At 70.6% G+C, this 24,878-nt stretch carries 18 protein-coding genes; 9 read left to right on the forward strand and 9 right to left on the reverse strand.

Going from position 1 to position 24,878, the window contains the following annotated elements; all coding sequences use genetic code 11:
* Positions 1-6: 6 nt before the first annotated feature.
* A complete protein-coding gene (locus tag ABZ906_RS12050; RefSeq protein WP_361380814.1) occupies positions 7-894 on the reverse strand; it encodes a LysR family transcriptional regulator in 888 nt (295 codons plus the stop codon).
* Positions 895-1,027: 133 nt separating this feature from the next.
* Here ABZ906_RS12050 and ABZ906_RS12055 point away from each other — a divergent pair, with 133 nt between their 5' ends.
* Together ABZ906_RS12055 and ABZ906_RS12060 are read left to right on the forward strand one after the other, a co-directional pair.
* A complete protein-coding gene (locus ABZ906_RS12055) occupies positions 1,028-1,681 on the forward strand; it encodes a CatB-related O-acetyltransferase (protein WP_361380816.1) in 654 nt (217 codons plus the stop codon).
* Positions 1,682-1,836: 155 nt separating this feature from the next.
* On the forward strand, positions 1,837-3,048 hold the full coding sequence (locus ABZ906_RS12060; RefSeq protein ID WP_361380818.1) for a macrolide family glycosyltransferase: 1,212 nt from the start codon (positions 1,837-1,839) through the stop codon (positions 3,046-3,048).
* Between the two features lie 8 nt (positions 3,049-3,056).
* On the opposite strand, the gene ABZ906_RS12065 is transcribed toward ABZ906_RS12060, so the two are convergent.
* Positions 3,057-4,460 carry an SMI1/KNR4 family protein gene (locus ABZ906_RS12065; protein WP_361380820.1) on the reverse strand — a complete coding sequence of 468 codons (1,404 nt, stop codon included), beginning with the start codon at positions 4,458-4,460 and terminating at the stop codon, positions 3,057-3,059.
* Between the two features lie 182 nt (positions 4,461-4,642).
* On the opposite strand from ABZ906_RS12065, the gene ABZ906_RS12070 reads away from it, so the two are divergent.
* The 3 genes from ABZ906_RS12070 to ABZ906_RS12080 all read left to right on the forward strand — a co-directional run bounded on the left by ABZ906_RS12070 (position 4,643) and on the right by ABZ906_RS12080 (position 8,296).
* Positions 4,643-6,046, forward strand: coding sequence for a sensor domain-containing protein (locus tag ABZ906_RS12070; protein WP_361380823.1), 1,404 nt, complete (start codon positions 4,643-4,645; stop codon positions 6,044-6,046).
* A 12-nt stretch (positions 6,047-6,058) separates the two neighbouring features.
* Positions 6,059-6,703, forward strand: coding sequence for a response regulator transcription factor (locus tag ABZ906_RS12075; RefSeq protein ID WP_361380826.1), 645 nt, complete (start codon positions 6,059-6,061; stop codon positions 6,701-6,703).
* Positions 6,704-6,871: 168 nt separating this feature from the next.
* Complete coding sequence (locus tag ABZ906_RS12080; protein WP_361380829.1) at positions 6,872-8,296, forward strand: SpoIIE family protein phosphatase; 1,425 nt, start codon at positions 6,872-6,874, stop codon at positions 8,294-8,296.
* Between the two features lie 46 nt (positions 8,297-8,342).
* Here ABZ906_RS12080 and ABZ906_RS12085 read toward each other — a convergent pair whose 3' ends face one another.
* Positions 8,343-9,842, reverse strand: coding sequence for a hypothetical protein (locus tag ABZ906_RS12085; protein ID WP_361183142.1), 1,500 nt, complete (start codon positions 9,840-9,842; stop codon positions 8,343-8,345).
* Between the two features lie 238 nt (positions 9,843-10,080).
* Between ABZ906_RS12085 and ABZ906_RS12090 the strand changes: the two genes are divergently transcribed.
* The gene (locus tag ABZ906_RS12090; protein ID WP_361183144.1) at positions 10,081-11,220 is read left to right on the forward strand and encodes an aminoglycoside phosphotransferase family protein; all 1,140 of its coding nucleotides are present in this window, start codon (positions 10,081-10,083) and stop codon (positions 11,218-11,220) included.
* A 77-nt stretch (positions 11,221-11,297) separates the two neighbouring features.
* Here the strand turns inward: ABZ906_RS12090 and ABZ906_RS12095 are convergent, their stop codons facing one another.
* From ABZ906_RS12095 to ABZ906_RS12120, 6 genes are all read right to left on the reverse strand, one after another.
* A complete protein-coding gene (locus ABZ906_RS12095) occupies positions 11,298-14,384 on the reverse strand; it encodes a ThuA domain-containing protein (RefSeq protein WP_361381428.1) in 3,087 nt (1,028 codons plus the stop codon).
* A 167-nt stretch (positions 14,385-14,551) separates the two neighbouring features.
* The gene (locus tag ABZ906_RS12100) at positions 14,552-15,424 is read right to left on the reverse strand and encodes a sugar phosphate isomerase/epimerase (protein WP_361380832.1); all 873 of its coding nucleotides are present in this window, start codon (positions 15,422-15,424) and stop codon (positions 14,552-14,554) included.
* The gene (locus ABZ906_RS12105; RefSeq protein WP_361380835.1) at positions 15,421-16,638 is read right to left on the reverse strand and encodes a substrate-binding domain-containing protein; all 1,218 of its coding nucleotides are present in this window, start codon (positions 16,636-16,638) and stop codon (positions 15,421-15,423) included. Before ABZ906_RS12105 ends, ABZ906_RS12100 begins: the two co-directional genes overlap by 4 nt.
* 11 nt (positions 16,639-16,649) lie before the next feature.
* Positions 16,650-17,678, reverse strand: a complete 1,029-nt coding sequence (locus tag ABZ906_RS12110; RefSeq protein ID WP_361380838.1) for an ABC transporter permease — start codon at positions 17,676-17,678, stop codon at positions 16,650-16,652.
* Positions 17,675-18,697, reverse strand: a complete 1,023-nt coding sequence (locus ABZ906_RS12115) for an ABC transporter permease (RefSeq protein ID WP_361380841.1) — start codon at positions 18,695-18,697, stop codon at positions 17,675-17,677. The genes ABZ906_RS12110 and ABZ906_RS12115 overlap by 4 nt, the downstream gene beginning before the upstream one ends.
* Complete coding sequence (locus tag ABZ906_RS12120) at positions 18,694-20,202, reverse strand: sugar ABC transporter ATP-binding protein (protein ID WP_361381431.1); 1,509 nt, start codon at positions 20,200-20,202, stop codon at positions 18,694-18,696. The genes ABZ906_RS12115 and ABZ906_RS12120 overlap by 4 nt, the downstream gene beginning before the upstream one ends.
* Positions 20,203-20,393: 191 nt before the next feature.
* Here ABZ906_RS12120 and ABZ906_RS12125 point away from each other — a divergent pair, with 191 nt between their 5' ends.
* The 3 genes from ABZ906_RS12125 to ABZ906_RS12135 all read left to right on the forward strand — a co-directional run bounded on the left by ABZ906_RS12125 (position 20,394) and on the right by ABZ906_RS12135 (position 24,828).
* Positions 20,394-21,587, forward strand: a complete 1,194-nt coding sequence (locus ABZ906_RS12125; RefSeq protein ID WP_361183153.1) for an ROK family transcriptional regulator — start codon at positions 20,394-20,396, stop codon at positions 21,585-21,587.
* A 184-nt stretch (positions 21,588-21,771) separates the two neighbouring features.
* The gene (locus tag ABZ906_RS12130; RefSeq protein WP_361380844.1) at positions 21,772-22,608 is read left to right on the forward strand and encodes an alpha/beta fold hydrolase; all 837 of its coding nucleotides are present in this window, start codon (positions 21,772-21,774) and stop codon (positions 22,606-22,608) included.
* 225 nt (positions 22,609-22,833) lie between these two features.
* Entirely contained in the window at positions 22,834-24,828 is a 1,995-nt protein-coding gene (locus ABZ906_RS12135) for an N-acetylmuramoyl-L-alanine amidase (protein WP_361380847.1), read from the forward strand.
* Positions 24,829-24,878: the final 50 nt, after the last annotated feature.

Below are 24,878 nucleotides of genomic sequence, written 5' to 3' on the forward strand. Positions count from 1 at the left end.
ACCCGATCAGTCGGCCGCGGCGAGCTCGGCGACGATGCGCGAGAAGGCGTGAATCTTGGCGTCGGCCTTCCGGGTGGGCCAGAGCAAGGCGTACCGGATTGGCGGGGCATCACGGAACGGGACGTAGGTCACGTCCGGGCGGGCATAGAAGGTGGCCGCCCGGACGGACGTGAGCGTGACGCCCCTGCCCGACCCCACGAGCGTGAGGAAGTCCTGCCAGCTGGCGGCGGCCGGACCCCGCGGAACCGGACGGCCGCTTGGCGTGTGCCGCAGGTAGTGGGCGTCGATGAACGCCTGCGGCATGTCGGCGGGCACGATCAGCGGCGCAACCGCGAGGTCCTCCAGGCACACCGTCTCGTGTGCGGCCAGGGGGTGATCCGCCGGAACCGCGAGGGCACGGGCGTCGCTGAAAACCGTGGGCCCCACAGTGATGTCGGGCTCATCGACGGGGAGTTCGGCCAGATGCAGGTCGGTCCTGCCCGCACGGAGCGACGGGAGGGTGGCGCCGTAGGAATCCTCGTGGATCTCGACGAGGCAGTCGGGATGACGGGCACGCAGCCGGTCGACGGCCCTGAGAAGGAGGCTGCCGCTCCAGGCCGCGGTGTAGCCGACGGCCAGCCGGCCCGTCAGGCTGCGGGCGGTCTCGGTGGCGCGGCTGATCGCCTGCTGGATCCCCCGATGGTGCGGCTCGAGGTCCGCACGCAGCTGCCGGCCGAGCGGGGTCAGGGCGACGTGACGGCTCGACCGGTCGAACAGCGGCGCACCGATACGGCGTTCGATGGCCTTGACGGTCTGACTCACCCTGCCCTGCGAGACACCGAGCCGTTCGGCCGTACGCCCGAAGTGCAGTTCCCCGGCCAGCGTCAGGAATGCCTCGATCTCATGCCGCTCCATCATCGCCTCCGTCATTAGCCCGGCTAATGCATCCTTCCGCATTCCGATCTTGTTCCGGCTCCCGGGTCCTGAAATCGTGAATCGGCCGTTCCCCGCCCCGCCTCCGGCCACCTCACAAAGGACTCCCCGCGCCATGCCGCTGATACCCGCCGATCCGACCACCGTGCATCCCATGCCCGAGCAGCCACGGGTCGTACTCCTCAAGCCCCTCGTCACCTCCCCTCTCATCGAGGTCGGCGACTTCTCGTACTACGACGACCCCGACGACCCGACCGCGTTCGAGACCCGCAACGTCCTCTACCACTACGGGCCGGAGAAGCTGGTCATCGGGAAGTACTGCGCATTGGGCGAAGGCGTGCGGTTCATCATGAACGGCGCCAACCACCGCATGGACGGGGCCTCCACCTTCCCCTTCCCGATCATGGGCGGCTCGTGGGCCGAGCACTTCGACCTCATCTCCGGGCTGCCCGGCCGCGGCGACACCGTCGTCGGCAACGACGTGTGGTTCGGCTACCGGTCGACGGTGATGCCGGGCGTCCGCATCGGGCACGGCGCGATCATCGCCTCCGGAGCCGTGGTCGTGGACGACGTGCCCGACTACGGAATCGTCGGCGGCAATCCCGCCCGCCTCATACGCCGCCGCCACAGCGACGAGGATGTCGCACGGTTCCTCGAACTGGCCTGGTGGGACTGGCCCTTGGAACACATCACCCTGAACCTGCGGACGATCATGTCGGGCAGCGTCACCGAACTGGAGGCCGCGGCACCGGTCACTCCGCACGCCTGACACACGGTCCGCTCCGGTGCGGTCATGGCGGCGCTTCAGTGTTGCCCCGACGCCCGCTCCAGTACCGCCCGGGCTTCCGCTCGCTGCCGACCTGAACCACTGCGGACAGCACTCCGCACCCCCATCCACCACCGACCCGAATCGAGCGACCACCCATGCCTCCCCGCCGTGCCCACATCGCCATGGTCGGCATTCCGGCCGTCAGCCACGTCCTGCCGAGCCTCGCGGTCATCCGCGAACTGGTGGCCCGCGGCCATCGCGTCACCTACGCCAACGACCCGACGACGGCAGATCTGATCACGACCACTGGCGCCGAACTCGTGCCCTGTACCTCCCGGTTGCCGGTCGCCGACAACGACTGGCCCGACGCCCCCGTCGCGGCGATGGAACTCTTCCTCGACGACGCCGTCCAGGCACTGCCCCAACTGCGCGCGGCCTACGACAAGGACCCGGCCGACCTGTACCTGTACGACATCGGCGCCTACGCCGCCAGGGCCCTCGCCGAGTCACAGAACCGGCCCCTCATGCAGCTCTCCCCCACCTTCGTCGCCTGGGACGGATACGACCAGGACGTCGCCGTGCACCTGCGGGCACTGCCCGGCGCCGACGCCTACCGGGAGAGGTTCGCGCGGTGGCTCGCCGGATGCGGGGCCTCCACCACCGACGTCGACGCCTTCTCGGGCCCTCCCGCACGAACCCTGGCGCTGATCCCACAGGCCATGCAGCCGCACGCCGAGCAGGTGGACGCCGGGAAGGTGGCCTTCGTCGGCCCCTGCTTCGACACCGCGACAGACCCGGCCTCCGCGACGGACCCGGCCTCCGGGACGGACCCGGCCTCCTGGACCCGCCCGGCGGACGCGAAGAACGTGCTGCTGATCTCCCTCGGCTCGGCATACACCCGTCAACCGGATTTCTACCGCCAGTGTCTGGCGGCCTTCGGCAACCTGCCCGGCTGGCACGTCGTCCTCCAGATCGGCAAGTACACCGACCCGCTGGAACTCGGCGACATCCCGCCCAATGTCGAGGTGCACTCCTGGGTCCCGCAGCGGACGATCCTGGCCCGGGCCGACGCCTTCGTCACCCACGCCGGCATGGGCGGCTGCGGCGAAGGGCTCCTTGCCGGCGTCCCGATGATCGCCGTACCGCAGGCCGCCGAACAGTTCATGAACGCCGACCGGCTCGTCGAACTGGGCGTGGCCCGCCGCATCGACACCGCCGCAGCCACCGCCGAGACCCTGCGGGCGGCGCTGACCGACCTGACCACCGATCCGGAAGTCACCCGCCGTACGGCACAACTGCGCGACGACGCCCACAAGGAGGGCGGCACCCTGCGAGCCGCCGACCTCATCGAGGACATGCTGCCCTGAGCCCTTCCCTACGCGGGCACGAGGCCGAGATCGCCTTCGATGGCGGTCCGGATGATCCGGGGCCGGTCCCACAGGGCCAGGAGTTCGTTGGCAATCAGCACGGTGGACAGCGGGTCCTGGTCGCCCTGCTCTTTGACGGTCGCGGCGAGCAGGCTGCGCGGAACCGCCCCTGCGTCAAGGAGGATGCGCCAGTCCTGCGGTCCGAGTTCCAGGAACTCCAGCGTGGTCAACTCGCCGATCTCCGACGGATCGGCGAGCGTGCCGGGGTAGGCGGCCAGAGTCCGCAGGCGGGGCAGGCCGAAGACGGGGACGAGGCTCAGCGGCTCCGCCTCCCATACGCCGATGGACAGGACCTCCAACTCGGGGTGCGCGGCCGCCTCGACGCTCGGCACGCCGCGGATGTTGACGTGGGCCACGACCGGCGGCCGGTCACCGCCCGAGCTGCCATCCCGCTCGCTGGGCCGGTCAAGCACCAAGTCGGTGAGCGAGTCGGCGACCAGGTCGGCCCCGATGTCCACCTCGTGACTGAGGATGATGATCTGCCCCGCGTGTCCGCACGGGCCGGGAGTCAGATCGACCGCGAGGCGGTCACCGCCGCCGTTGTCCCCGAAGGCGATCCAGCCGGGCGAGCCGACCAGGCCCTGCACCGCGGCGCCGGGCTGGGTGACCACTGCTTCCTTCGCCGCGAACTCCCAGGTACACGTGCGGGACGCCGCGTCGGCCACGTACACCTCGTCCAACGCGAAGAGCTCGCAGCCGACCGCCGCGTAGGCGCGTTCCGCGGCCTCGTGGCAACCGTCGTAGCCGTCGTAGCCTTCGTCCGGGTCCTCCCGCCGCGCCCCCGCCACCCGGTAGAGCACCTTGAGCTCCTCCGGCAGGGGGACACCGAGGCGCGCTTCCGCAGCGGCGATCTCCGCGTCCGTGGCGCCGACGGCGCCGGGCAACCGCTCCCGCAGCGTCCGCTCCAACAGCACCGGATCCGCCGAGGGTGCCACGACCGCCCCGGGCACGGGATCGGGAAGACGGCGCCAGGGTTCCGGAACGGCGCCCTCGACGAGGAGGAGCGTCCCCGGCCCCGGCGAACCGCCGCCGGATTGCACGGCAGGGCTGGCCCCGAGCAGGCGGAGCGTGCTTTTCCCGTCCGGCGCGATCTTCACGTTGAACGAGACGCCGTCGACACCGGCCTCCACGAGCGCCCGCCGCACTCGCTCCACCGCCTCCGCCTCGCCCCGCCCTTCCCCCGACTGCCGTCGCCGCAGCGGCAGACTCCAACTCTGCCGACCGATCCGCCCCGCGACACGAATGGGCCCGTTCTTCAGCTCCTCCGTCCGCCCTTCCCGCAGCAACCGCAACACGCCCTCCCACGTCGCAAAGTCGCATACGTCGCTCGGCGAAGAACTCTGATCAACCATGCGGAGACCGTACGCGGGCTCGATGCGGGGCCACTGACACGGGCCGAAGGGCTTGTTATTGGAAACGGAAGCCTCTGGGGGAAAACCCCCAGGCCAGACGGAGGAAATCCGCGTTCCGACGGGCCTTTGCCGAGATCTAACGTGAGGTGTCCGGTCCCACCAGGTCTGCGGCAGGAGTCGTGATGATCGAGGCCCGAGGTCTCACCAGCCAAGCGGTATGGGTCCGAACGCCGACCGCCCGGCGCGGGGCGCGCGTCTTCGCACGCGCCGTGGGGCGAGCCCCGTTCACCCGGCAGGCATGGGCCGAGGCCGCGTACTGCCTGATCGGGTTCCCGCTGGGGCTCGCAGGTGGTGTGATCCTGACAGTGGCTCTCGCTCTGGGCGCGGGCTTCACCGTGTCGGTGGTGTTCGCCGTGCTCGGCGCGCTCCTGTTCATCTCGGGGCTCCAGCTGGCCCGCGCGCTGGGGGCCGTCCACCGTCTCCTCGCGGCCCGGCTCCTGGGGGACGAGACGCCCGCGCCGCCGCCGCTGCGTCCGGACGGCCGGTTCGTCAGCCGCGTCGACGCCCGGCTGCGGGACGGGACCGGCTGGCGCTCGGCGGTCTACGTCCTGGCGAAGCTGCCGGTCGGCTGCCTGGGGGCGTACGCCGTCCTCTGGTGGATCACGGGGCTGATCAATCTCACGGCGCCGCTGCGGTGGGCGGTGTTCGGGCAGCAACCGGAGCCGGGTTCCGGCGAGGGCATGCCGGTGCTCACGCCGCTGCCCTTCGGCGGGCTGGACGCGGACACGTTCGCCGGTACGTTCCTCGCGGTCGCCATCGGGGTCTGCACCCTGCTGTGCGCGCCCTGGGTCACCCGCCTGGTGACGCGGACCGACCTCTGGCTGATCGGCAGTCTGCTCGGGCCGGGCCACATGGCCGACCGCGTCCGCGACTTGGAGGAGACGCGCGCGCTCGCGGTGGACGACTCGGTGGCGCTGCTCCGGCGCGTCGAGCGTGATCTGCACGACGGGGCCCAGGTGCGACTCGTCGCGGTGGCGATGAGCCTCGACATGATCAGGCAGCGGCTCAACGACAGCGAGAGCACCGACGGCGGCCGGCAACCCGAGCCCCTGGATGTCGCCCGGCTCCGTCAACTCGTCGACGGGGCGCATCACAACGCCACTCTGGCCCTGAGCGAACTGCGCGATCTGGCCCGCGGCATCCATCCCCCGGTCCTGGACGACGGCCTGCCGGACGCCCTCGCCACGCTCACCGCGCGCAGCAGCATCCCGGTCGACTTGGTGACGGACATAGTGGAGCGTCCGACTCCGGCGATCGAGACCATCGCGTACTTCTGCGCGGCGGAACTGCTCGCGAACGTCATCAAGCACAGCGGAGCCGAGCGGGCGGCGATGACGGTGGCGCAGCTGGACGGCCGGCTCCTCCTCCAGGTCGGCGACGACGGGCGCGGCGGCGCGGACCCCGGTGCGGGAAGCGGGCTGACCGGACTCGTGCAACGCGTACGTACGGTGGACGGGAGGATGCATGTCGAGAGTCCCGAGGGCGGGCCGACGGCGATCACCGTCGAGCTGCCGCTGCACGCGTGAGAGCATGCCGCCATGCGCGTCGTGATCGCTGAGGATGCCGCGGTACTGCGGGAGTTGCTGGGACAGATGCTCGTGGAGCGCGGGCATGAGGTCTGTGCGTCCGTGAGCGACGCGGACACCCTGCGCGCCGCGGTCGCCGAGCATCGCCCGGACGTGACGGTGACCGACATCCGGATGCCGCCGACACACACGGACGAGGGGCTGCGCGCGGCCATCGACATCCGCCGCGATCACCCGGGCACGGGCGTGCTGCTCTTCTCCCAGTACGTGGAGACGAAGTACGCCACGCGACTGCTCGCCGCGGGTTCGGCGGGCGTGGGGTATCTCCTCAAGGACCGGGTCGCGAACATCGCGGAGTTCACCGATGCCCTGGAGCGGGTGGCCGCGGGCGGTACGGCGCTCGACCCCGAGGTCGTCACGCAGCTGGCCGGGGCCGGTCGCCGTGCGGAGGAGCTCGCGCCCCTCACCGACCGCGAGCGGGAGGTCCTTTCGCTGATGGCCGAGGGCCGGTCCAACGCGGCGATCGCGCAGAGCCTCGTCGTCTCCGCGGGCACCGTCGAGAAGCATGTCGCCGCCGTCTTCGACAAGCTCGGGCTGCCCGCGTCACATGACCACAACCGACGCGTTCTGGCGGTCATCCGCTACTTGAGGGGATAATGGGGCCATCCTTCCGGAACGTACTGCTCCGGAGGACATAGGCATATGCCAGAAGCAAGACCGGGTCGTGTGTTGCCAAATCCCTTACGAGCCACCCCGCGCTGTGCGAAAGTCATTAGCGGTCCATCCCGCCCGTTTGGTCGCACCGCATCCTCAACGGAGCACCTCATGCCGTCCCATGTCTTCGCGGACCGCCCTTCCGCCCAGCCGCCCGAGCGCGGCTCGGTCGAAGCGCTGATCACGCAGACGCGCCGGCTCCGCGGCCAGGTCGACGCCGTGCGCCGGGACGCCGGGACCGACCGCGGCGACCCGCAGGGACGCTGGCAGCGCGCGCTCTGCGACCTGGCGGTCCACCAGCTCAACGACCTGGACGACCATCTCGCGCAGTTACGGGACGGACCCGTGCAACCGGCCGTGGAGCCCGCCGCTCCGGCCGTGCCCGCACCGCTCGACCCGCAGCACGGCTCACTGCTCAGCCGGGTCGGCAGCGCCGAGTGGAACCTCCTGACCGACGAGGCGAGTTGGTCGGGCGAGCTGTACCAGATCCTCGGGCGGGATACGGCGGCTCCCCCGCTCTCCCTCGACGAACTGCCCTCCCTGGTACACGTCGACGACCAGCCGATGCTGACGGCCATGGTCACGGACTGCCTGATCGACGGTAAGCCGATCGACGGCGAATTCCGTATCGTGCGCCCCGACGGCGGCGAACGACAGGTGCACATGATGGGCGAGCCCGTGCTCGCCGCTGACGGCAGCACCGCCTCGATGTGGGCGGTCCTGCGGGACGTCAGCGAGCTGCGCCGCAGCCAGCGAGTGGTGCGCGAGACCCGTGACTCGCTGCAGCGCCAGCGGCACATCGCGCAGACGGAGCACCGGCTGGCGGTCGAGCTGCAGGAGGCCGTGCTGCCGCCGTGGCGCGGCTCCCTGCGGTTCCCGCACGGCGGACCCACGGCCCTCGATCTCGCCGCGCATTACCTCCCTTCGTCGACGAGCGCACTGATCGGCGGCGACTGGTACGACGCCATGGAGCTGCCCGACGGCCGGTTCCTCCTCAGCGTCGGCGACCTCACGGGACATGGCGTCACCGTCACGTCGGGCATGGCGATGCTCCTCGGCGCGGTGCGCGGCATGGCGGTCGCCGGAGTGCAGCCGGGCCAACTGATGGGCTGGCTCAACCAATTGCTGGACACCACCACACAACCCGCCCTCGGCAGCGCCGTCTGCTGCCAGTACACCCCCGCCACCCGCACCCTCGCCTGGGCGCAGGCGGGACACCCCGCCCCGCTGCTGTTCCGCGACGGGACGGGGCGCGCGCTGACGCCGCCGGGCGGAGTGATCCTCGGGGCCACCTCCGGAGCCACGTACGAGCAGGCCGAAGTGCACCTCGAACCGGGCGACCTGTTGCTGCTGCACACCGACGGCCTTGTCCCCCGGCGTGCCAGGGACGCGGCCACGAGCCGGCTGCTCGCGCTCGCGCCACGCTTCACGGACACGCGGGGTGCGCAGGACTGTGTGCGTACGGTCGTCGAAGAGTTCGGCGTGGCCCCGCGCGAGGACGACGCCTGCCTGTTGATAGCGCGGATCAACTTCTGATCCGCGCCCGGGACGTGCCGGGCCCCGGCTCTATGCCTGGACGGCTCTAGGCCTTGACCCGGCTGCCACCTCCGGACTTGGCCCCTGCCTTGGGCAGGGCCAGCTTGATCTCCTCACGCAGGTCCTGGATCTTCGGATAGCCCGAGTACTGCGCCGTCAGGCGGTACATCTCGCGCAGCCGGTCCCAGGTGCGGTGCGAGGAGTTCGCCCCCATCGAGACCAGCGCCAACCGTGCGTACCGATCGGCCTGTTCCGGGTCGTCGCCGATGAAGCAGGCCGAGGCCAGCGAGATGTAGTCGAAGATCTGCGAACGGTCGCGGCCCTTGGACCGCAGGTCGATCGCCTCCCGCGCATGGCGCTGGGCGGTGTTGGCCGCGGACGCGTCATGATCGGCGAGGGTGCGGTAGGCCAGGGCCTGCATGCCGTGCATGTCCGCCTCGTCGAACATCTGCATCCAGCTGGGCGGCGGCACATCGCCGTTGTCGGAGACGAACAGGTCCTCCGCGATGCCGAGCGTACGGCGCATCGCCTGGCCCTTGCCCATCGACGCCTGCGCCCAGGCCTCGATGGTGTAGAGCATGGCCTGCGTGCGCGGCAGGACCTCCTCGCCCGAGCCCGATTTGGCGAGCTTCATCAGGTCGAGGGCGTCGTCGGGCCGCCCCAGATGCACCATCTGGCGGGCCGCCCGCGACAGGGCCTCACCGGCGCGCGGCCGGTCGCCGCCCTCGCGGGCCGCGTGTGCGGCGATCACGAAGTACTTCTGTGCCGTGGGCTCCAGGCCGACGTCGTGCGACATCCAGCCCGCGAGGACGGCGAGATTGGCAGCGACGCCCCACAGGCGGCGCTGGAGATGGTCGGGGTGTCGGTAGGCGAGCATGCCGCCCACTTCGTTGAGCTGCCCCACCACAGCCTTGCGCTGCAGCCCGCCGCCGCGGGACGCGTCCCAGGCCCGGAAGACCTCGACGGAGGTCTCCAGTTCCTCGATCTCCTGCGACCCGATGGGGGCGGCCTCATAGCGGTCGAACCCAGCGGGGTCGGCGTGCAGGGGATGGTCGGTACGGGGAGCGTCGGCAGCAAGGGCCGGGTCGGTGTGCAGCCAGTCGTGCATGGCGCCGGTCAGTGCGGAGCCGGCGGCGAGCGCGGCACCCGCGCCCACCAAGCCGCGTCGGTTGAGCATGAGGTCCATTCCCGTGAATTCGGTGAGGACCGCGGCTGTCCGTTCGGGCGCCCACGGCATACCGTCGGGGTGCTCCGCACTCCCGTCACCACGCCGTTTCCCCACGCGCCCGTGCCGGACCAGACCAAGATCCTCAATGGTCACGACACGGCCGAGACGCTCGGTGAACAGAGCCGCCAGAACCCTGGGCACGGGATCGCGGGGGATTTCTCCCATGTCGATCCAGCGCCGGACCCGCGACGTATCGGTGGCCAGCTGCGGATGGCCCATGGCCGCCGCCTGCCGGTTCACCAGTCTCGCGAGTTCCCCCTTGGACCAGCCCGCCAGGCCGAACAGGTCCGACAGTCGGGTGTTGGGTTGTCCGTTCACGTCAAGCCCCCAGGTTCTCGGCTGAGTTGACAGTAACCCTCTGTCAGTTGCTGGGCGACTATTCGCCAGGGTTCGCCAGGGTGCGCTACGTGGTGTGCCACGGGACGCCGGGTGTCAGGTAGGAATGCGCCACCCCGACCCGGCCCCACCGCGGGACATTCCCCAGGGTGCTCCCACAAGGGGGCCGGGGACGGGAGGCGCCGCAATTCGCTGGCACACGAAGGGATCTGTATCGCCCATGTACACAGCATCGTCCTCCGTGTCCGCCCCGCCCCGGCCGCTGCACAGCCGACAGCCGGGCAGCGGCCCGTATCTGGAGCCCGCGCGCCCCGCGGCCGGGTCGCTCGGCGCCGGCCGAACGCGACGCGTTCCGGGGGCCGGCACGCAACCGCTCAGCGGGAGACTCGACTTGTCAGGCCCCCAGGGGGCGCAACTGCGCACCGCGATCGCCTCGGTGCACCGCATCTGTCCTGAGTTCAATCCCGTACAGGTGCTCCGCCGCAGCGGACGCACCGTTCTCATCGTGGGAACGACAGGACGCAGCACCGCGATCGCCAAGTGTTTACTCGACCACTCGCCAGTCTGGACCGAGCGGATCCAGCACGAAATAGCGGCCTACCGCTCGTTTGTCCGGCACCGTCCCCCGGTCAGGGCCCCGCGGCTGATCGCCGCGGACCCCGAGGACTGCACGCTGGTGATCGAGCGCATGCAGGGACGGGTCGCCGCGCTCTCCCGCCATCCCGTCGAAGCGCCGCCGCGCGCGGACGTGCGCCTCGCGCTCAACGCGATCCGCCATCTCAACCGGTGGCGCCCGCCGCAGGAGCTGTTCGGCAGGCCCATGGACTACGGCAAGCGGATCTCCCGCTTCCATGAGCTGGGTCTGCTCACCGACCGGGACATGGGCGACCTGCAGAAGCTTCTGCACGGCATCGCGCACTCGGCGGGGCAGCACGCCACGTGGCAGTTCTGTCACGGCGACGCGCTCCTGTCGAACATCCTGCTCTCTCCTCCGGGCCCGGTGTTCGTGGACTGGGAGCACGCGGGCTGGTATCTGCCGGGCTATGACCTGGCGACGCTGTGGTCGGTGCTCGGTGATGCACCGGTGGCACGCCGCGAGATCAGCCAGCTCGCGCAGGAGCAGGGACCGGCGGCTCGTGACGCGTTCCTGGTGAACCTCATGCTGGTCCTCACCCGCGAGATCCGTACGTACGAAATGGCCGTGCAGCGTTCGATGCACGACGCGGCTCCGGCGTCATCGGGCCCGGCCCACCCCGGTGCCGCACACTCCGGCGAGGAACAGCGGCTGCTCCTGCGGCGGCTGCACGACGACTGCCAGCTGGCCCGCAGGGCCGTGCGCGCGGCGGTCGGTACTCGCTGACGGGGGGAAGGTCCGCAGTGCGCTCTGGACAGCGGCGCACTGCGGACCTTTGTATGCCCCCGGCGACTTCCGGGTGACTATGACGTGGTGAACTGCACCGCATCTACGTCAAAGGAATTGTCCTGCGGCGACTTGAAGACCACGTACAGCTTGTGCGTCCCGGCCAGGGCTTCGACCGGCACGTCGGGTGTGGCCTGATAGGTGTCCCAGCCCCCGGTGTTCGGGACGGGCGTGGTGGCGAGCAGCTTGCCGTCGGGCGCGTCGGCGCGCAGTTCGATCGAGCCGACGCCGTACGGCGAGGACAGCTTGTAGCTGACCTTGCTGACGCCTTCGACGCTCATCGGGCTGTACGCGATCCAGTCGCCGTTGCTGATGTCACCGATGCGTTTGCCGTTCTCGGCGCCCTCCTGGGAGACGATGCGGGTTCCTGACTGGTCGTCGTGGTACTCGGCCTGCTTGTGCTTGGGGTGCATGACGGAGCGGCCGTAGCCGGTGAGGGCGCTGACGCCGTCGCCGCCCTTGTCGGTGTACTTCGCGTTGAGGACGTACGTGAGGTCGGCGCCCTCGGGGTGGCCGCCCAGGTCACCGGTGTCGACGGTGCCTTCGCAGCCGGGGATGTCGGTGGTGGGGTGCTCGTGGTCGTCGTGGCCGAGGGCCGGGTTGACGGTGACCTTGGAGCAGTCGATCGTGCCGTCCTCCGGGTCGGTGACCGTCACCTTGTAGGGGATCTTGTCGCCGAACTCGATGAGCTTGCCGTCGACGGGGGTCTCGACCTTGACCTTGGGCGCCGTGTTGCCGGCCGTGACGGGCACGTTGGCGTAGCCGGACTTGCCGGTGGAGTCGGTGACCTTCAGCTGGGCGTTGAAGTCTCCCTTGGTGTCGTAGGTGTGGGAGGGGTTGGCCTCGGTGGAGTCGTAGGTGCCGTCTCCGTCGAAGTCCCAGGAGAAGGTGAGGGGGTCGCCGTCCGGGTCCTTGCTGCCCTCGCTGGAGAAGTCGACCTTCAGCGGGGTCGGGCCGTCGGTGGCGGACGCCTTGGCCTTGGCGAGCGGAGTGCGCTGGCCCTGGGCGTAGTCGATGCGGTAGAGCCCGGAGTCGTTGTTGCCGCCGCCGAACTCGCTGCCCCACTCCAGGACGTACAGCGAGCCGTCGGGTCCGAAGGTCATGTCCATCGGCTTGGCGAACTTCGCCGACTTCAGGAAGTCGTTGATCTTGAGGAGTTTCCCGCTCTTGTCGAAGCGGATCTCCTTGACCGAGTTGCGGGCCCACTCGTAGAAGAAGCTCGCGCCCTCGAAGTAGGCGGGGAACTTCGTCTTGGAGGGGTTCTTGGCGTCGTAGTGGTAGACGGGACCGCTCATCGGCGCCGAGCCGCCCGCGCCCATCTCCGGGAACTCCTTGGACTCGCCGTAGCCGTACCAGATCTCGGGCTGCGACAGGGTCGGCAGGTCCTTCAGGCCGGTGTTGTTCGGTGAAGGGTTGACGGGCTTGGCGCAGTCGAACTTGGCGCCGACCTCCTGGGTGTCGGGGTTGTAGGGGGCGTACGCCTGGTTGTTGCCGTGGCAGAAGGGCCAGCCGAAGTTGCCGGCCTTCTTGATCACGTTGTATTCGACGAGGCCTTCGGGGCCGCGGTTGGTCTCGGGGGCGCCGCGGTCGGGGCCGTAGTCGGAGGCGTGGACGTAGCCGGTCTTGGGGTCGACGGTGAAGCGGAAGGGGTTGCGGAAGCCCATCGCGTAGATCTCGGGGCGGGTCTTCGCGCTGCCCTGCTTGAAGAGGTTGCCCTTGGGGATGGTGTAGCCGCCCTTGTCGGTGGGCTTGATGCGCAGGATCTTTCCGCGCAGGTCGTTGGTGTTGCCGGCGGTGCGTGCGGCGTCCAGCATCTGCTTGCCGGGGCGCCAGTCGAGCGGGGCGTAGCCCTGCCAGTTCGGGTCGAGGTTGGGCGGGACGTCGTCGCCGACGCCGAGGTAGAGCGTGCGGTCGGGGCCGAACTCGACGGCGCCGCCGGTGTGGCCGGGCTCGGGGAAGGTGCGGTCGCGGTAGGCGGGGACGTCCAGGAGCTTCTTCTCGCTGGCGAGGTCGAGGGTGTTGTCCTTCTTGACCGTGAAGCGGGAGAGGCGGTTGACGTCGTCCTTCGCGGACGCGGGCGCGTAGTAGAGGTAGATCCAGCGGTTGGTGGCGAACTTCGGGTCGAGTTCCATGCCGACGAGGCCGTCCTCGCCGCCGGTGTAGACGTCGAGCTTGCCGGCTGTAGAGGTGGAGTGGCTCTTCGGGTCGAAGATCTTCACCTCGCCGCTGCGCTGGACGTAGAAGACCTTGCCGTCCTTGGCGACGTCCAGTTCCATCGGGTCGGCGGTGTTGTCGTCCAGGGCGGTCTTCTCGTAGCCGGACCAGACGGTGCCGCCGCAGTCGCCGGCCTGGTTGCCCGCGGCCCACTTGATGCCGCCGAGCACGTGCTCGCGGAAGGCGGGCTCGGTGTAGGACGCCTTGTCGTGGCCCATGGCGGTGGCCCAGACCTTGCCGCCCTCGGCGTTGCGGCACCAGGAGATGGGGTGGTCGGCGCCCATCTTGGAGCCGCCCGGGTCGTACGTGGTCTCGTCGGCGGTGACCAGGACGTGCACGTCACCGCGGGGGTTCTTGTCGAAGTTGTACCACTCCTCGGGGCGCTCCCAGCGCTCGGGAAGCCCCTTGGTGGAGGGGTGCGCGCGGTCGGCGACCTTGGCGGTGCCCTTCAGGACGCCCGGTGAGTGGGCGGGCATGTGGGCGCCGGCGTTGATGAGGTCGTCCCACCAGGGGAAGGAGTCCTCGACGCCCATGTCCAGGGTGTTGTGCAGGGCGACGACGCCCTTGCCGCTCTTCACGTACGCCTTCATGGCGTCGCGCTGGGCTTCGGTGTCCCAGACCATGCCGGAGTTCTGCAGCATGATGATGACGTCGAAGTCCTTGAGCTTCGCGTCGTCGAAGACCGTCGCGTCGGCGGTCTCGACGACCTCGAAGTTGTTCGCCGCGGCCTGTTCCTTGACCATCTGGACGCCGGCCGGGATGGAGTCGTGGACGTAGCCGACGGCCTTGGTGAACAGCAGGGCCCGGAAGGCGGGCGCCTTGTCGGCGGCGCTCGACGTGGCGGGCAGGAATCCGACCGCGAGCAGCAGCGCCGTCACCAGGGCGAGCAGCGCTCTTCGTACGCCTCTCGTGTCGTGCGGTCCTGTGTCGCGCACTCTGGTGTCACGTTCATGACAGCCCATGGGCTGGTCCTCTCTGGTGGGAAGGACGGACGGACGTGCGGGATCGCCGGATGTCAGGGGGTCGTGCGGGTGGTGCGGGTGGTGCGGGTCGGACGTCAGAGGGCGGCCACGGTCCGGCGCAGGAAGCCGAGCCCGTCGGTGGCAAGCGCGTCCTGGGTGGGCGCGAGGGACCGCCAGACGGAGGCGGCGACGGCGATGGCGTCGTTGTGGGCCGTGAACGACTCGATGCAGAGCGGCCCCCGGTAACCGGATTCGCCCAGGGCGCGCAGGAAGCCGGGCCAGTCGAGGTGGTCGGCGCCGGGGGCGCCTCGGTCGTTGGCGCACACCTGGACGTGGGCGATGCGGCCGGCCGCCGTGCGGACCGCCTCGGGCAGGGAGCGCTCCTCGATGTTCTGGTGGTAGGTGTCCAGGGCGATGCCGATCGACGCCTCGGGCAGGCCCGTGAGGCCTTCGAGGGTCTGGGCGACGGTGTTGAACAGGCTCGTCTCGTAGCGGTTGAGCGGTTCGACGGCGATACGGACGCCGGCGCGCGCGGCGTACTCGACGACGGGTGCGATGTGCTCGCGCCACTCCTCGTACGCCGCCACTCGCGCGGCCCAATCCATCCGCCAGGTGCGGCCGACTGCCGCGTACACCGGACCGGCGACCACCGGGGCGCCGATCGCGTGGGCCGCGTCGACGCAGCGGCGGAGGTAGTCCTGCGTGGCGCGCAGAGTGCCCTGGTCGGCGCGGACCAGGTCGCGCCCGTCGGCCATGACGGCGACGACGGCCGCGGGTGTCAGGCCCGTGGCGTCGAGGAGTTTGACCGCCGCCGCGGGCTCCCAGTCGTCGGGCTGCTCCAGGGGAAGCTCCACGCCGTCGAAGCCCCAGCCCGCCAGGCGCGGCAGCGTCTCGCCGAGCACCTCGGTGGTGACCGGGGAATGCCAGATCCAGGGGTTCGTACCCAACTGCCAGGCGGTGTAGGTCACTTCTTGCCTCCCCAGTCTCCGGGGAAGCCCGGCATCTTCTGGCAGCCGCACATCGCGTAGTGCAGCGGCGGCATGCCTTCCTGGAGGTACTCGTCGAGGTTGGCCTGCGTGACCGTGGGCTGCGGCAGCTTCCACTCCTTGGGGACTTCCTTGCCCTCCAGGATGCGCAGGGCGGCGATGACGGGCGTGCGCCACTGGAAGGTCGGGTAGGTCGGCGCGATCGCGGTGAGTTTCTTGTCCTTCCACGCCTGGAGGAAGTCCTGCTGGTCCTCGCCGGTGATCGGCGGGACGTTGACGCCCGCGTCCTCGAAGGCCTCGACGGCGGCGACGGCCGTGGCGCCGGAGTCCATCCAGACGCCGTCGATGGATCCGTGCCGGGAGATCGCGTCGGAGACGATCGACTTGGTCTTGGCCGGGTCGCCGTCGGTGAACTTGGCGTCGACGACGTCCAGTTCGCTCTTGTCGAAGGCCAGCTTCGCGGCGGACCAGCGGGTCTCCAGGACGTCCACGCCGGGCGAGATGCGCAGGGCGAGGATCTTGCCCTTGGGCTTGACCTTGTCGACGAGGAAGTCGGCGGCGACCGCGCCGTAGCCGTAGCCGCCGATGGGGTTGACGAAGGTGACCGCGCAGTCGCTCTCCACGCCCCGGTCGAAGACGATCACGGGGAGCTTGCCGCAGGCCTCCTTCACGGCGGGGGTGAGGGTGGCGGTGGTGTTCGGCGAGACGATCAGCGCGTCGCAGTCCTTGTTGCCCGCGAGTTCCTGGATGTCGGAGATCTGCTTGTCGTCCTTGCCCTGGGCGTCCAGGACGGTGAAGTCGCTGATCTCCTTGTGGAGTTTCACCTCGGCCTTCATGTTCTTCAGGCCGACCTGGCGCCAGGGGTTGAAGACACCGGCGTTGGAGAAGCAGAGGTGGGTGCCGCCCGAGCCCTTCTTCTTGTACTGGGCCGTGTCGGTCATCTCCGGCTCCAGCATCTGCTCCCAGGGCTTGGCCTCTGGGCCCTGCGGGGTCTCCTTGCCGAGCTTCAACTGGCGTTCGTACTCGGCCTGTTCGAAGAACTTGGAGGGCTTGTCGCCGCCCTCGTCGGAAGCGGCGGACTGCGAGGCTCCGGCGGGCGAGTCGGGCGGTGTGTCGCTGGAACAGGAGGCGAGAAGGGCGCCGGCGAGAAGAGCGGCGGCGGGTACAAGTGCGCGCCTGCGATTGAGGTGGTTCACGGGGCTGTGCATCACGAGGGTCTGCCTCCCGAGGAGTGGGTACGACGGCGGCGCAGCCGGGACCAGTCGGCGGCCCCGAGCCCGACCGCGGCGATGACGATGACGCCCTGGACGGTGGACTCCAGGGCGCCCGATACGCCCTGGAGGTTGAGCAGCGTGAACAGGGCCTGCAGCGAGAAGGCGCCCGCCATCGCGGCGACCACGCTGCCCCGGCCCCCGCCGAGCACGACTCCGCCGAGGACGACGGCGGTGATCGCCTCGAATTCGTAGCCGCGGCCGGCCTGCGCGGAGACTCCGGAGAAGCCGCCGACGAGGACCGCGGCGAGCGCAGCGGCGACGCCGGACAGGACGAAAGCGATGACGCGGGCGCGGTGTACGCGCACTCCCGCGAGGGCGGCGGCGCGTTCGCTGTCGCCGGTCGCGATCAGCGTACGGCCGAAGTCGGAGCGCATGAGCAGGACGGCGACGCAGCCCGCGACGAGGCAGGCGAGCACCGCCCAGGGCAGCCAGCCCATGGCCGTCCCGCGCCCCATCTGGCGGAAGCCTTCGGAGAGCTGTCCGTGCGGGGAGCCGCCCGTCCAGAAGAAGACGGCGCCTTCCAGGATCAGCATCATGCCGAGCGTGGTGATGAACGAGGGCACTCTCAGGCGTGTGGTGATCAGCCCGCTGACGAGGCCGGTGACCGCACCCGCGAGCAGCAGGCCCGCCGTGATGAGCGGCCAGGGAGCGTCCGGGAACGAGCCGTACACCTCGGCCGCCGCGACGACGCCCGCGGTGACGATCGCTCCCACCGAGAGGTCGAACTCGCCGCAGACGATGACCAGATACTGCCCGGCGGCCAGGATCACCAGGGGTGCGGCGCGTTTGACGAAGGCGAGGAAGCGGTCGGGTTCGTAGAAGCCGGGGTCGGTGGCGGCGAGGGCGACGAGCAGGACGACGAGGAGGGCGTAGACGGGAGCTCCGGTGCCGAGCGAGCGGGCAACTCGGCTGTACGGGGCGGCCGTTGGCGTCTTGGCCGTGGGGGCCGGCTGGCTGCTCATGCGGACCTCCTGCTGCCGCGCCGGGCGTAGAGGGCGACGGCGGCAATGATGACGACGCCGCGTACGACGTTCTTGAAGAACGGGTCGACGCCGAGCTGGTTGAAGACGGAGTCGAGCACGGCGAGCACGAGGACACCGCCGAGGGTGCCCGCCACTCCCCCGCGCCCGCCCGCGAGGACGGTGCCGCCCAGGACGACGGCGGCGATCGACTCCAGGTCGTAGCGGGCCTCGGTGCCCGCCCAGGGGGCGCCCGCGCCGAGCCGTGAGGCGAGGAAGAGGGCGGCGGCGCCCACGCACAGCGAGCACAGGACGTGGGCGGCGATGACCGTGCGGCGGGTGCGGACGCCGGAGAGCCGGGCGGCGTGTTCGTCGCCGCCGGTCGCGTACAGGTGGTGTCCGAAGCGGGTGCGGCGGGTGATCAGCCACATCGCGGCGGCGACGGCGGCGAGCAGGAAGAGCGAGACGGGGATCGGGCCGATGCGGTCGTAGCCCAGGTGCTGGAAGGAGGCGGGGACCTTGCCCGCGGGGCCCGTGTAGTTGTCCTCGATCCAGCCGCGCAGGATGAACGCGGTGCCGAGCGTCGCGATGAACGCGTTGACCTTGAGCCCGGTGACGATGAGCCCGTTGGCGAGTCCGACGGCCGCGGAGAGGGCGAGGACGGCGAGGACCGCGGTGAGGACGCTGCCGCCCTCCATGGTGGTGGCGGCGACGAGGGTGCCGAGGCTGATGAGGTAGGCCACCGACAGGTCGAGGGAGCCGGTGAGGATGACGGCGGTCTGGCCGACGGCGACCAGGCCCAGGGCGACGCAGTTCTGCAGGATGCCCACGACGTTCGAGAGCGTGAGGAAGTCGCCGCCGCGTGCGGCGACCACGATCCAGCCGAGCGCGGTGACGGCCGCTGCCGCGAGCCAGACGCCGACGGCGGGGTCGGTGAGCCTGCCGCGGTTGGGGGCGCGGGTCTTCGGGGAGGCGGGCGGTGGGACGACGGTGGTGCCGGTGGTTCCCGTAGTACCGCTCACGCGGCGGACTCCTCTCCGGACGGGGCGGTCGTGTCACCGGACGGGTCGGTCGTGGCGAGCCGCATCACGTCCTCCTCGGCCGCTCCCGCCGGCAGTTCCCCGGCGATGCGGCCTTCGGCCATGACGAGGACGCGGTCGCTCATGCCGATGAGTTCGGGCAGTTCGGAGGAGACGATCAGGACGGCGATGCCCTCGCGGGCCAGTTCGCGGACGAGAGTGTGGATGGCGGCCTTGGCGCCCACGTCGACGCCCCGGGTCGGTTCGTCGAAGAGCAGGACGCGGGGGCGGGCGGCGAGCCACTTGGCGATGACGACCTTCTGCTGGTTGCCGCCGGAGAGGTAGCGGGCCTCCTGGTCCTCGCCGCGCGCCTGGAGGCGTACCCGTTCCAGGAGGGCGGTGAGCTCGCGGGCGGCGGGCGGCTCGCCGCGGGCGGGGACGGCGCGCGTCACGAGCAGGGCGTTGTCGCGCACGGACTGGCGCAGGGCGAGCCCCTCGGCCTTGCGGTCCTCGGTCACCAGGGCGATCCCGGCGCGGATGGCCTGCCGGGGGCTGCCGGGCCGCAGGGCTTCGCCGCCGACCGTCATGATCCCGCTCGTGAAGGGCGCCGCTCCGAACAGGGCCCGCGCCAGGGACGTACGGCCGGAGCCTTCCAGGCCCGCGATGCCGGTGACCTCGCCCGCGCGCAGGGTCAGGTCGATGCCGCGGAGCCGGTCGTTGCCGCCGCCGGTGACCGTCAGGCGCACCTCGCCGATGTCGTCGGGGCGGGCGCGCGGCGGGTAGTAGGCGCTCAGCTCCCGGCCGACCATGGCGCGTACGACCTGGTCGGTGTCGGTGTCGGCGGTGCGCACCGTCGTGACGTGGCGGCCGTCCTTGAGGACCGTGATCCGCTGCGACAGGTCGAAGACCTCGCGCAGGCGGTGCGAGATGTACAGGATGCCGAGGCCGCGGGCCGCGAGGCGGCGCACGAGGTCGTGCAGGAGGCCCGCCTCGTGGTCGGCGAGCGGCGCGGTCGGCTCGTCCATGACCAGGACGCGGACGTCGGACGCGAGCGCCTTGACGATCTCGACGGTCTGCTGCCGGGCGACGGACAGGTCGCGGATGTACGTGCGGGGCGTGATGCCCGATACGCCGACCTCGGCGAGGAGTTCGGCCGTACGGGCCTCCATGGCGCGGCGGTCGACGAGGCCGTAGCGGGTCGGCTCGCGGCCGAGGAAGACGTTCTCGGCGACGGTGCGGTGCGCGAGCAGCGCGAACTCCTGGTGGATGATGCCGATCCCGGCGGCCTGGGCCTGTGCGGGATGGCTGAAGGCATGCTCCGTTCCGTCGAGCACGATGCTGCCCTCGTCCGGGACGTGTTCGCCCGCGAGGACCTTCATCAGCGTGGACTTGCCGGCGCCGTTCTCGCCGACGAGGGCGTGTACCTCGCCCGCGGCCAGGTCGAGCGATACGCCGTGCAGCACACGCACTCCGAGAAAGCTCTTGGACACCCCGCGCATCGCCAACATCATTTGCGTCGCCTGCATCGCCTGCACCCTCGGCTCCTTCGGCAGCGGTCTGCAGAGCAATGTGATGAGGGAGCTTTGACCTGTCAAGAGTCCAAGCAGGTTTCCGTACAAGCAAGTTGACGGTGACTTAGGTCGATCGTCGAACACCATCGGCCTTGTGAGCAGCGAAACTCGTCCCTAAGGTGACTGCCATGTCTGGAGCGCCGGATCACCCCGTTTCCCCGCCGTCGTCACCCGGCGAGGTCCTCGCCCTGCTCCGTACGGGAGCGGTGGAGACCCGCGCCGACATAGCCCGGATGACGGGGCTCGCGCGGTCGACGGTGTCGCAGCGGGTGGACGCGCTGATCGCGCACGGCTTCGTCACCGAGGAGGCGGACGGCGGGTCGACGGGCGGACGGCCGCCCCGGCGGCTGCGGCTGCGTACCCGTGAACACGCCGTCGTGGGCGTCGACTTGGGGGCCTCGCACTGCCGGGTCGCCCTGCTCGACATCGGCGGCGAGGTGCTTGCCCTGCGCGAGGATCCGATCTCCATCGCGGACGGCCCGCGGGAGGTGCTCGGCCACGTCGAGCGGACCCTGCACACACTCCTCGAGGAGGCCGGGCGCGATCCCGCGTCGCTGCAGTCCATCGGGGTCGGGGTGCCGGGGCCCGTGGAGTTCTCGACGGGCCGCCCGGTGGATCCGCCGATCATGCCGGGCTGGCATCAGTTCCCCATCCCGGAGTTCTTCGCCGAGCGGTTCGGACCGCGGGCCCTGGTCGACAACGACGTGAACGTGATGGCTCTGGCCGAGCAGCGCCGCGCCTTCCCCGACACGCGCTATCTGCTCTACATCAAGGTGGGCACGGGCATCGGCTGCGGCATCGTCGCGGACGGCAGGCTGCACCGGGGCGCGCAGGGCAGCGCGGGCGACATCGGGCACATCCGGGTCGGCGACACCGAGGACCCCTGCCGGTGCGGCAACTCCGGCTGCCTGGAGGCGGTGGCGGGCGGCGCGGCGATCGCCAGGAGGCTGTCCGAGCTGGGCCTGCAGGCGACCTCGGGCAGCGATGTCGTACGCCTGGTGAAGTCCGGCAACCGCGATGCCGTACGGATGGTGCGCGAGGCGGGGCGCGCGGTGGGCGAGGTGCTGGCGGGCCTGGTGAACTTCTTCAACCCGGACACGGTGGTGGTCGGCGGTGCGCTCGCCGCGGTCCACGACCAGCTCCTGGCGGGCGTACGGGAAGCGGTGTACCGCCGCTCGCACCCGCTGGCCACCCATGTACTCCGGATCGAACCGAGCCGCACCGGCGAGAACGCGGCGGCGATCGGCGCGGGCATCCTGGCGGTCGAGCACGCGCTGTCCCCGCGGCAGGTGGACCGGGCGCTGGCGGGCGCTGCACGCTGACCGCGCGTCGGCGGGCGCGGCACGCCGAGTGGCCGGAACGAAGCGTCGCGCCGAGCCGCACCGAGCACGGCGCACACCGCACCCGCACCCCCGGTCCGCGGAGACCGGACAAGCTCCATGCAACACCGGCCATACCGCCAAGTACCCGCTATCGCCAGGCCACTTGCGCCCATAACTTCTCGGTATGTCCCTCAATGACGCCCAGCAGATCGACCGCGCCAACGCCGCCACGGAGCGCGTTCCGGTCGTGTTCGTGCATGGTCTGTGGATGCTGCCCAGCAGCTGGGACCTGTGGTCGGCCCACTTCGAGGCCGCCGGATATGTGCCCGTTGCCCTGTCGTGGCCCGGCGACCCGTCGACGGTCACCGAGGCGAGGCAGCGCCCGGACGCGCTCGCGGGCAAGAGCGTGGGGCGGATCGCCGATCACCTGGCCGGCCGGATCGACGGCCTGGAGCGCAAACCGGCGATCATCGGGCACTCGGTCGGAGGGCTGCTCACGCAGATCCTCGCGGGGCGCGGCCTCTCCGCCGCGTCGGTGGCGATAGACCCCGTCCCCTTCCGCGGCGTCATGGCGCTCCCTCTGTCGACGCTGCGCTCCCTGCGCCCGATCATCGGCAACCCGGCCAACCGCAAGCGCGCCCTGCCCCTGACCTTCGACCAGTTCCGCTATGCGTACGCCAACGCGGTCAGCGAGCGCGAAGCCAGGGAGCTCTACGAGAAGTACGCGGTCCCGGCCCCCTGCGCACCGCCCTTCCAGGCGGCCATGGCCAACCTCAACCCCCGCACGGAGATGAAGGTCGACTGCCGCAACCCCCGCCGCGGCCCCCTCCTGATCATCTCCGGTGAGAAGGACCACGCGGTGCCCTGGGCCCTGGCCAGCGGCGCGTACAAGAAGCAGCGCGAGAACTCCGGCATCACGGAGATCACAGAGATGGCGGACCGCGACCACGCCCTGACGATAGACAGCCGCTGGCAGGAGGTGGCGGACACGGCCCTGACCTTCATCCGCCGCTTCGTCTGAGCACCGCCGGACGATCCCCCGAACAGGTGATCCACACCTCATTGGTCCAATCCACTGACGCACCGCAGGCCGTGCGGCCTCCCGGGGCGAAACCCGCCGGGGGTGGCGCTGACATGGGGAATTGGCTCTCCCGGGCATGATTGACGGATCGTCGGAGAGCCGGTACCACTGACGCACGCCCGGCCCCGCACGCCCCATCACGCTTCACCGTCCCAGGAGGCTGCATTGCGAGGATCCGTCACCGCCCGCACCCCTGCCGTGCGCAGACGCGCCGTCAGGACCGCGGGTGCTCTTGTCTGCGCCGGCCTGCTGCTGCCGTTGCTCGGTGCCGCGCCGTCCGTACCCGCCTCCCCGTCGGCAGACGGGTTGCAGGGCGCCTTCGCGGACGCCGCCGCCGAATATCGCGTACCGCAGAGCGTGCTGCTCGGTGTGTCCTATCTGCAGTCCCGCTGGGACGCGCACGGCGGCGCGCCGAGCGTGACCGGCGGTTACGGCCCGATGCACCTCACCGACGCGCGGACCGCGATCGCCGGCGCCCCGCACCACAGCGAGGGCGACGAGGATCCTCGCGGCGACTCCTCGCGGGGTGTCCTCAAGCCGGCGGAGTTCACGGCCGAGGTGCCGGAGGACAGGCAACTGCCCGCACGGCTCAAGACGTTGCCGCGTGCCGCCGAGCTCAGCGGGCTTTCCGCCGAGCGGCTGCGCACCGACCCGGCGGCCAACGTACGCGGCGGCGCCGCCCTGCTCGCCGCCGCGCAGAAGAAGCTCGGCAAGCCGCTGAGCGAGGACCCCGCCGACTGGTACGGCGCCGTCGCCCGCTTCTCGGGCGCCGACGACCAGGCCACCGCGGCGACGTACGCCAATGACGTCTTCGCCGTCATCCACGACGGCCAGGAGCGCACCACCGACGCCGGGCAGCACGTGACGCTGGCGGCGGTCGGCGGGCTGAAGCCGGATGCCGCGCAGGTACGGAGCATGGGGCTGCGGAAGGCGCCCGAGGGCGAGACCGAGTGTCCGAAGACCGTGTCGTGCGAGTGGGTCCCGGCGCCGTACGAGGAGTTCAAGGACCCGAACGGCAACGACGACTACGGCAACCACGACCTGGCGGACCGGCCCAAGAGCAGCAGCATCGACACCATCGTCATCCATGACACCGAGGGACGCTGGGAAGGCGTCCTGAACCTGGTGCAGGACCCGACGTACGTCTCCTGGCAGTACACCCTGCGCTCCACCGACGGCCACATCGCCCAGCACGTGAAGGCCAAGGACGTCGCCTGGCACGCGGGCAACTGGTACGTGAACTCCAAGTCGATCGGCCTGGAGCACGAGGGTTTCCTGACGGCGCCCGACACCTGGTACACGGAGGCCATGTACCGCTCGTCGGCGCGTCTGGTGAAGTACCTGTCGAAGAAGTACGACATCCCGCTGGACCGTCAGCACATCATCGGCCACGACAACGTCCCCGGCACGCTGCCCTCCACGATCGCGGGCATGCACACCGACCCCGGCCCGTACTGGGACTGGCAGCACTACTTCACGCTGATGGGCAAGCCCTTCAAGCGGACCGCGGGCCCGAACGGCGGCCTGGTGACGGTGGCACCGGAGTACTCCGAGAACCGGCCGGAGTACACGGGCTGCGTCAAGCCCGGCGAGAAGTGCGTGCCGCACGGTTCGGCCGCGGTGCGCGTCCACACCGAGCCGCGTGACGACGCCCCGCTCATCAAGGACATCGGTCTGCGCCCCGGCGGCGGCGACTCCACGATCGACGTGAACGACACCGGAGCGCGCCTGTCCACCGGCCAGCAGTACGCGGTCGCCGACCGCAAGGGCGACTGGACCGCCGTCTGGTACCTGGGCCAGAAGGCCTGGTTCAAGAACCCGAAGAAGCAGCCGACCGCCGTCGACGCCAAGGGGCTCGTGGTGACGCCGAAGGGCGACGCCACGGAGGTCCCGGTGTACGGGCGCGCCTACCCGGAGAAGGAGGCGTACCCGGCGGGCGTCCCCGTGCAGGCGGTCACGCCGCTGCCGTACAAGCTCCTCGCCGGACAGCAGTACGCGACCGGCGGCAAGGTGCCGGGCGAGTACTTCTACGCGCCGACGTTCGACACGGCGCCGCACAAGGTGGTGCGCGGCAAGGACATGTACTACGAGGTCCAGTTCGGGCACCGCGTGGCGTATGTCCGCGCGGCCGACGTGAAGGTGGTGCGCTCGGGCTCCTAGAGCCGCCGAGTACGGTCGGGGCCGGGTCCGCGTGGGGGCGGGCCCGGCCC

Source organism: Streptomyces sp. NPDC046925 (assembly GCF_040644915.1).
In the GTDB taxonomy this organism is placed as follows: domain Bacteria; phylum Actinomycetota; class Actinomycetes; order Streptomycetales; family Streptomycetaceae; genus Streptomyces.

Bases quoted from the DNA above. Each gene is read 5' to 3' on its own strand.
- ABZ906_RS12050 (WP_361380814.1), bottom strand. From the start codon at position 894: ATGGAGCGGCATGAGATCGAGGCATTCCTGACGCTGGCCGGGGAACTG.
- ABZ906_RS12055 (WP_361380816.1), top strand. From the start codon at position 1,028: ATGCCGCTGATACCCGCCGATCCGACCACCGTGCATCCCATGCCCGAG.
- ABZ906_RS12060 (WP_361380818.1), top strand. From the start codon at position 1,837: ATGCCTCCCCGCCGTGCCCACATCGCCATGGTCGGCATTCCGGCCGTC.
- ABZ906_RS12065 (WP_361380820.1), bottom strand. From the start codon at position 4,460: ATGGTTGATCAGAGTTCTTCGCCGAGCGACGTATGCGACTTTGCGACG.
- ABZ906_RS12070 (WP_361380823.1), top strand. From the start codon at position 4,643: ATGATCGAGGCCCGAGGTCTCACCAGCCAAGCGGTATGGGTCCGAACG.
- ABZ906_RS12075 (WP_361380826.1), top strand. From the start codon at position 6,059: ATGCGCGTCGTGATCGCTGAGGATGCCGCGGTACTGCGGGAGTTGCTG.
- ABZ906_RS12080 (WP_361380829.1), top strand. From the start codon at position 6,872: ATGCCGTCCCATGTCTTCGCGGACCGCCCTTCCGCCCAGCCGCCCGAG.
- ABZ906_RS12090 (WP_361183144.1), top strand. From the start codon at position 10,081: ATGTACACAGCATCGTCCTCCGTGTCCGCCCCGCCCCGGCCGCTGCAC.
- ABZ906_RS12110 (WP_361380838.1), bottom strand. From the start codon at position 17,678: ATGAGCAGCCAGCCGGCCCCCACGGCCAAGACGCCAACGGCCGCCCCG.
- ABZ906_RS12120 (WP_361381431.1), bottom strand. From the start codon at position 20,202: ATGTTGGCGATGCGCGGGGTGTCCAAGAGCTTTCTCGGAGTGCGTGTG.
- ABZ906_RS12125 (WP_361183153.1), top strand. From the start codon at position 20,394: ATGTCTGGAGCGCCGGATCACCCCGTTTCCCCGCCGTCGTCACCCGGC.
- ABZ906_RS12130 (WP_361380844.1), top strand. From the start codon at position 21,772: ATGTCCCTCAATGACGCCCAGCAGATCGACCGCGCCAACGCCGCCACG.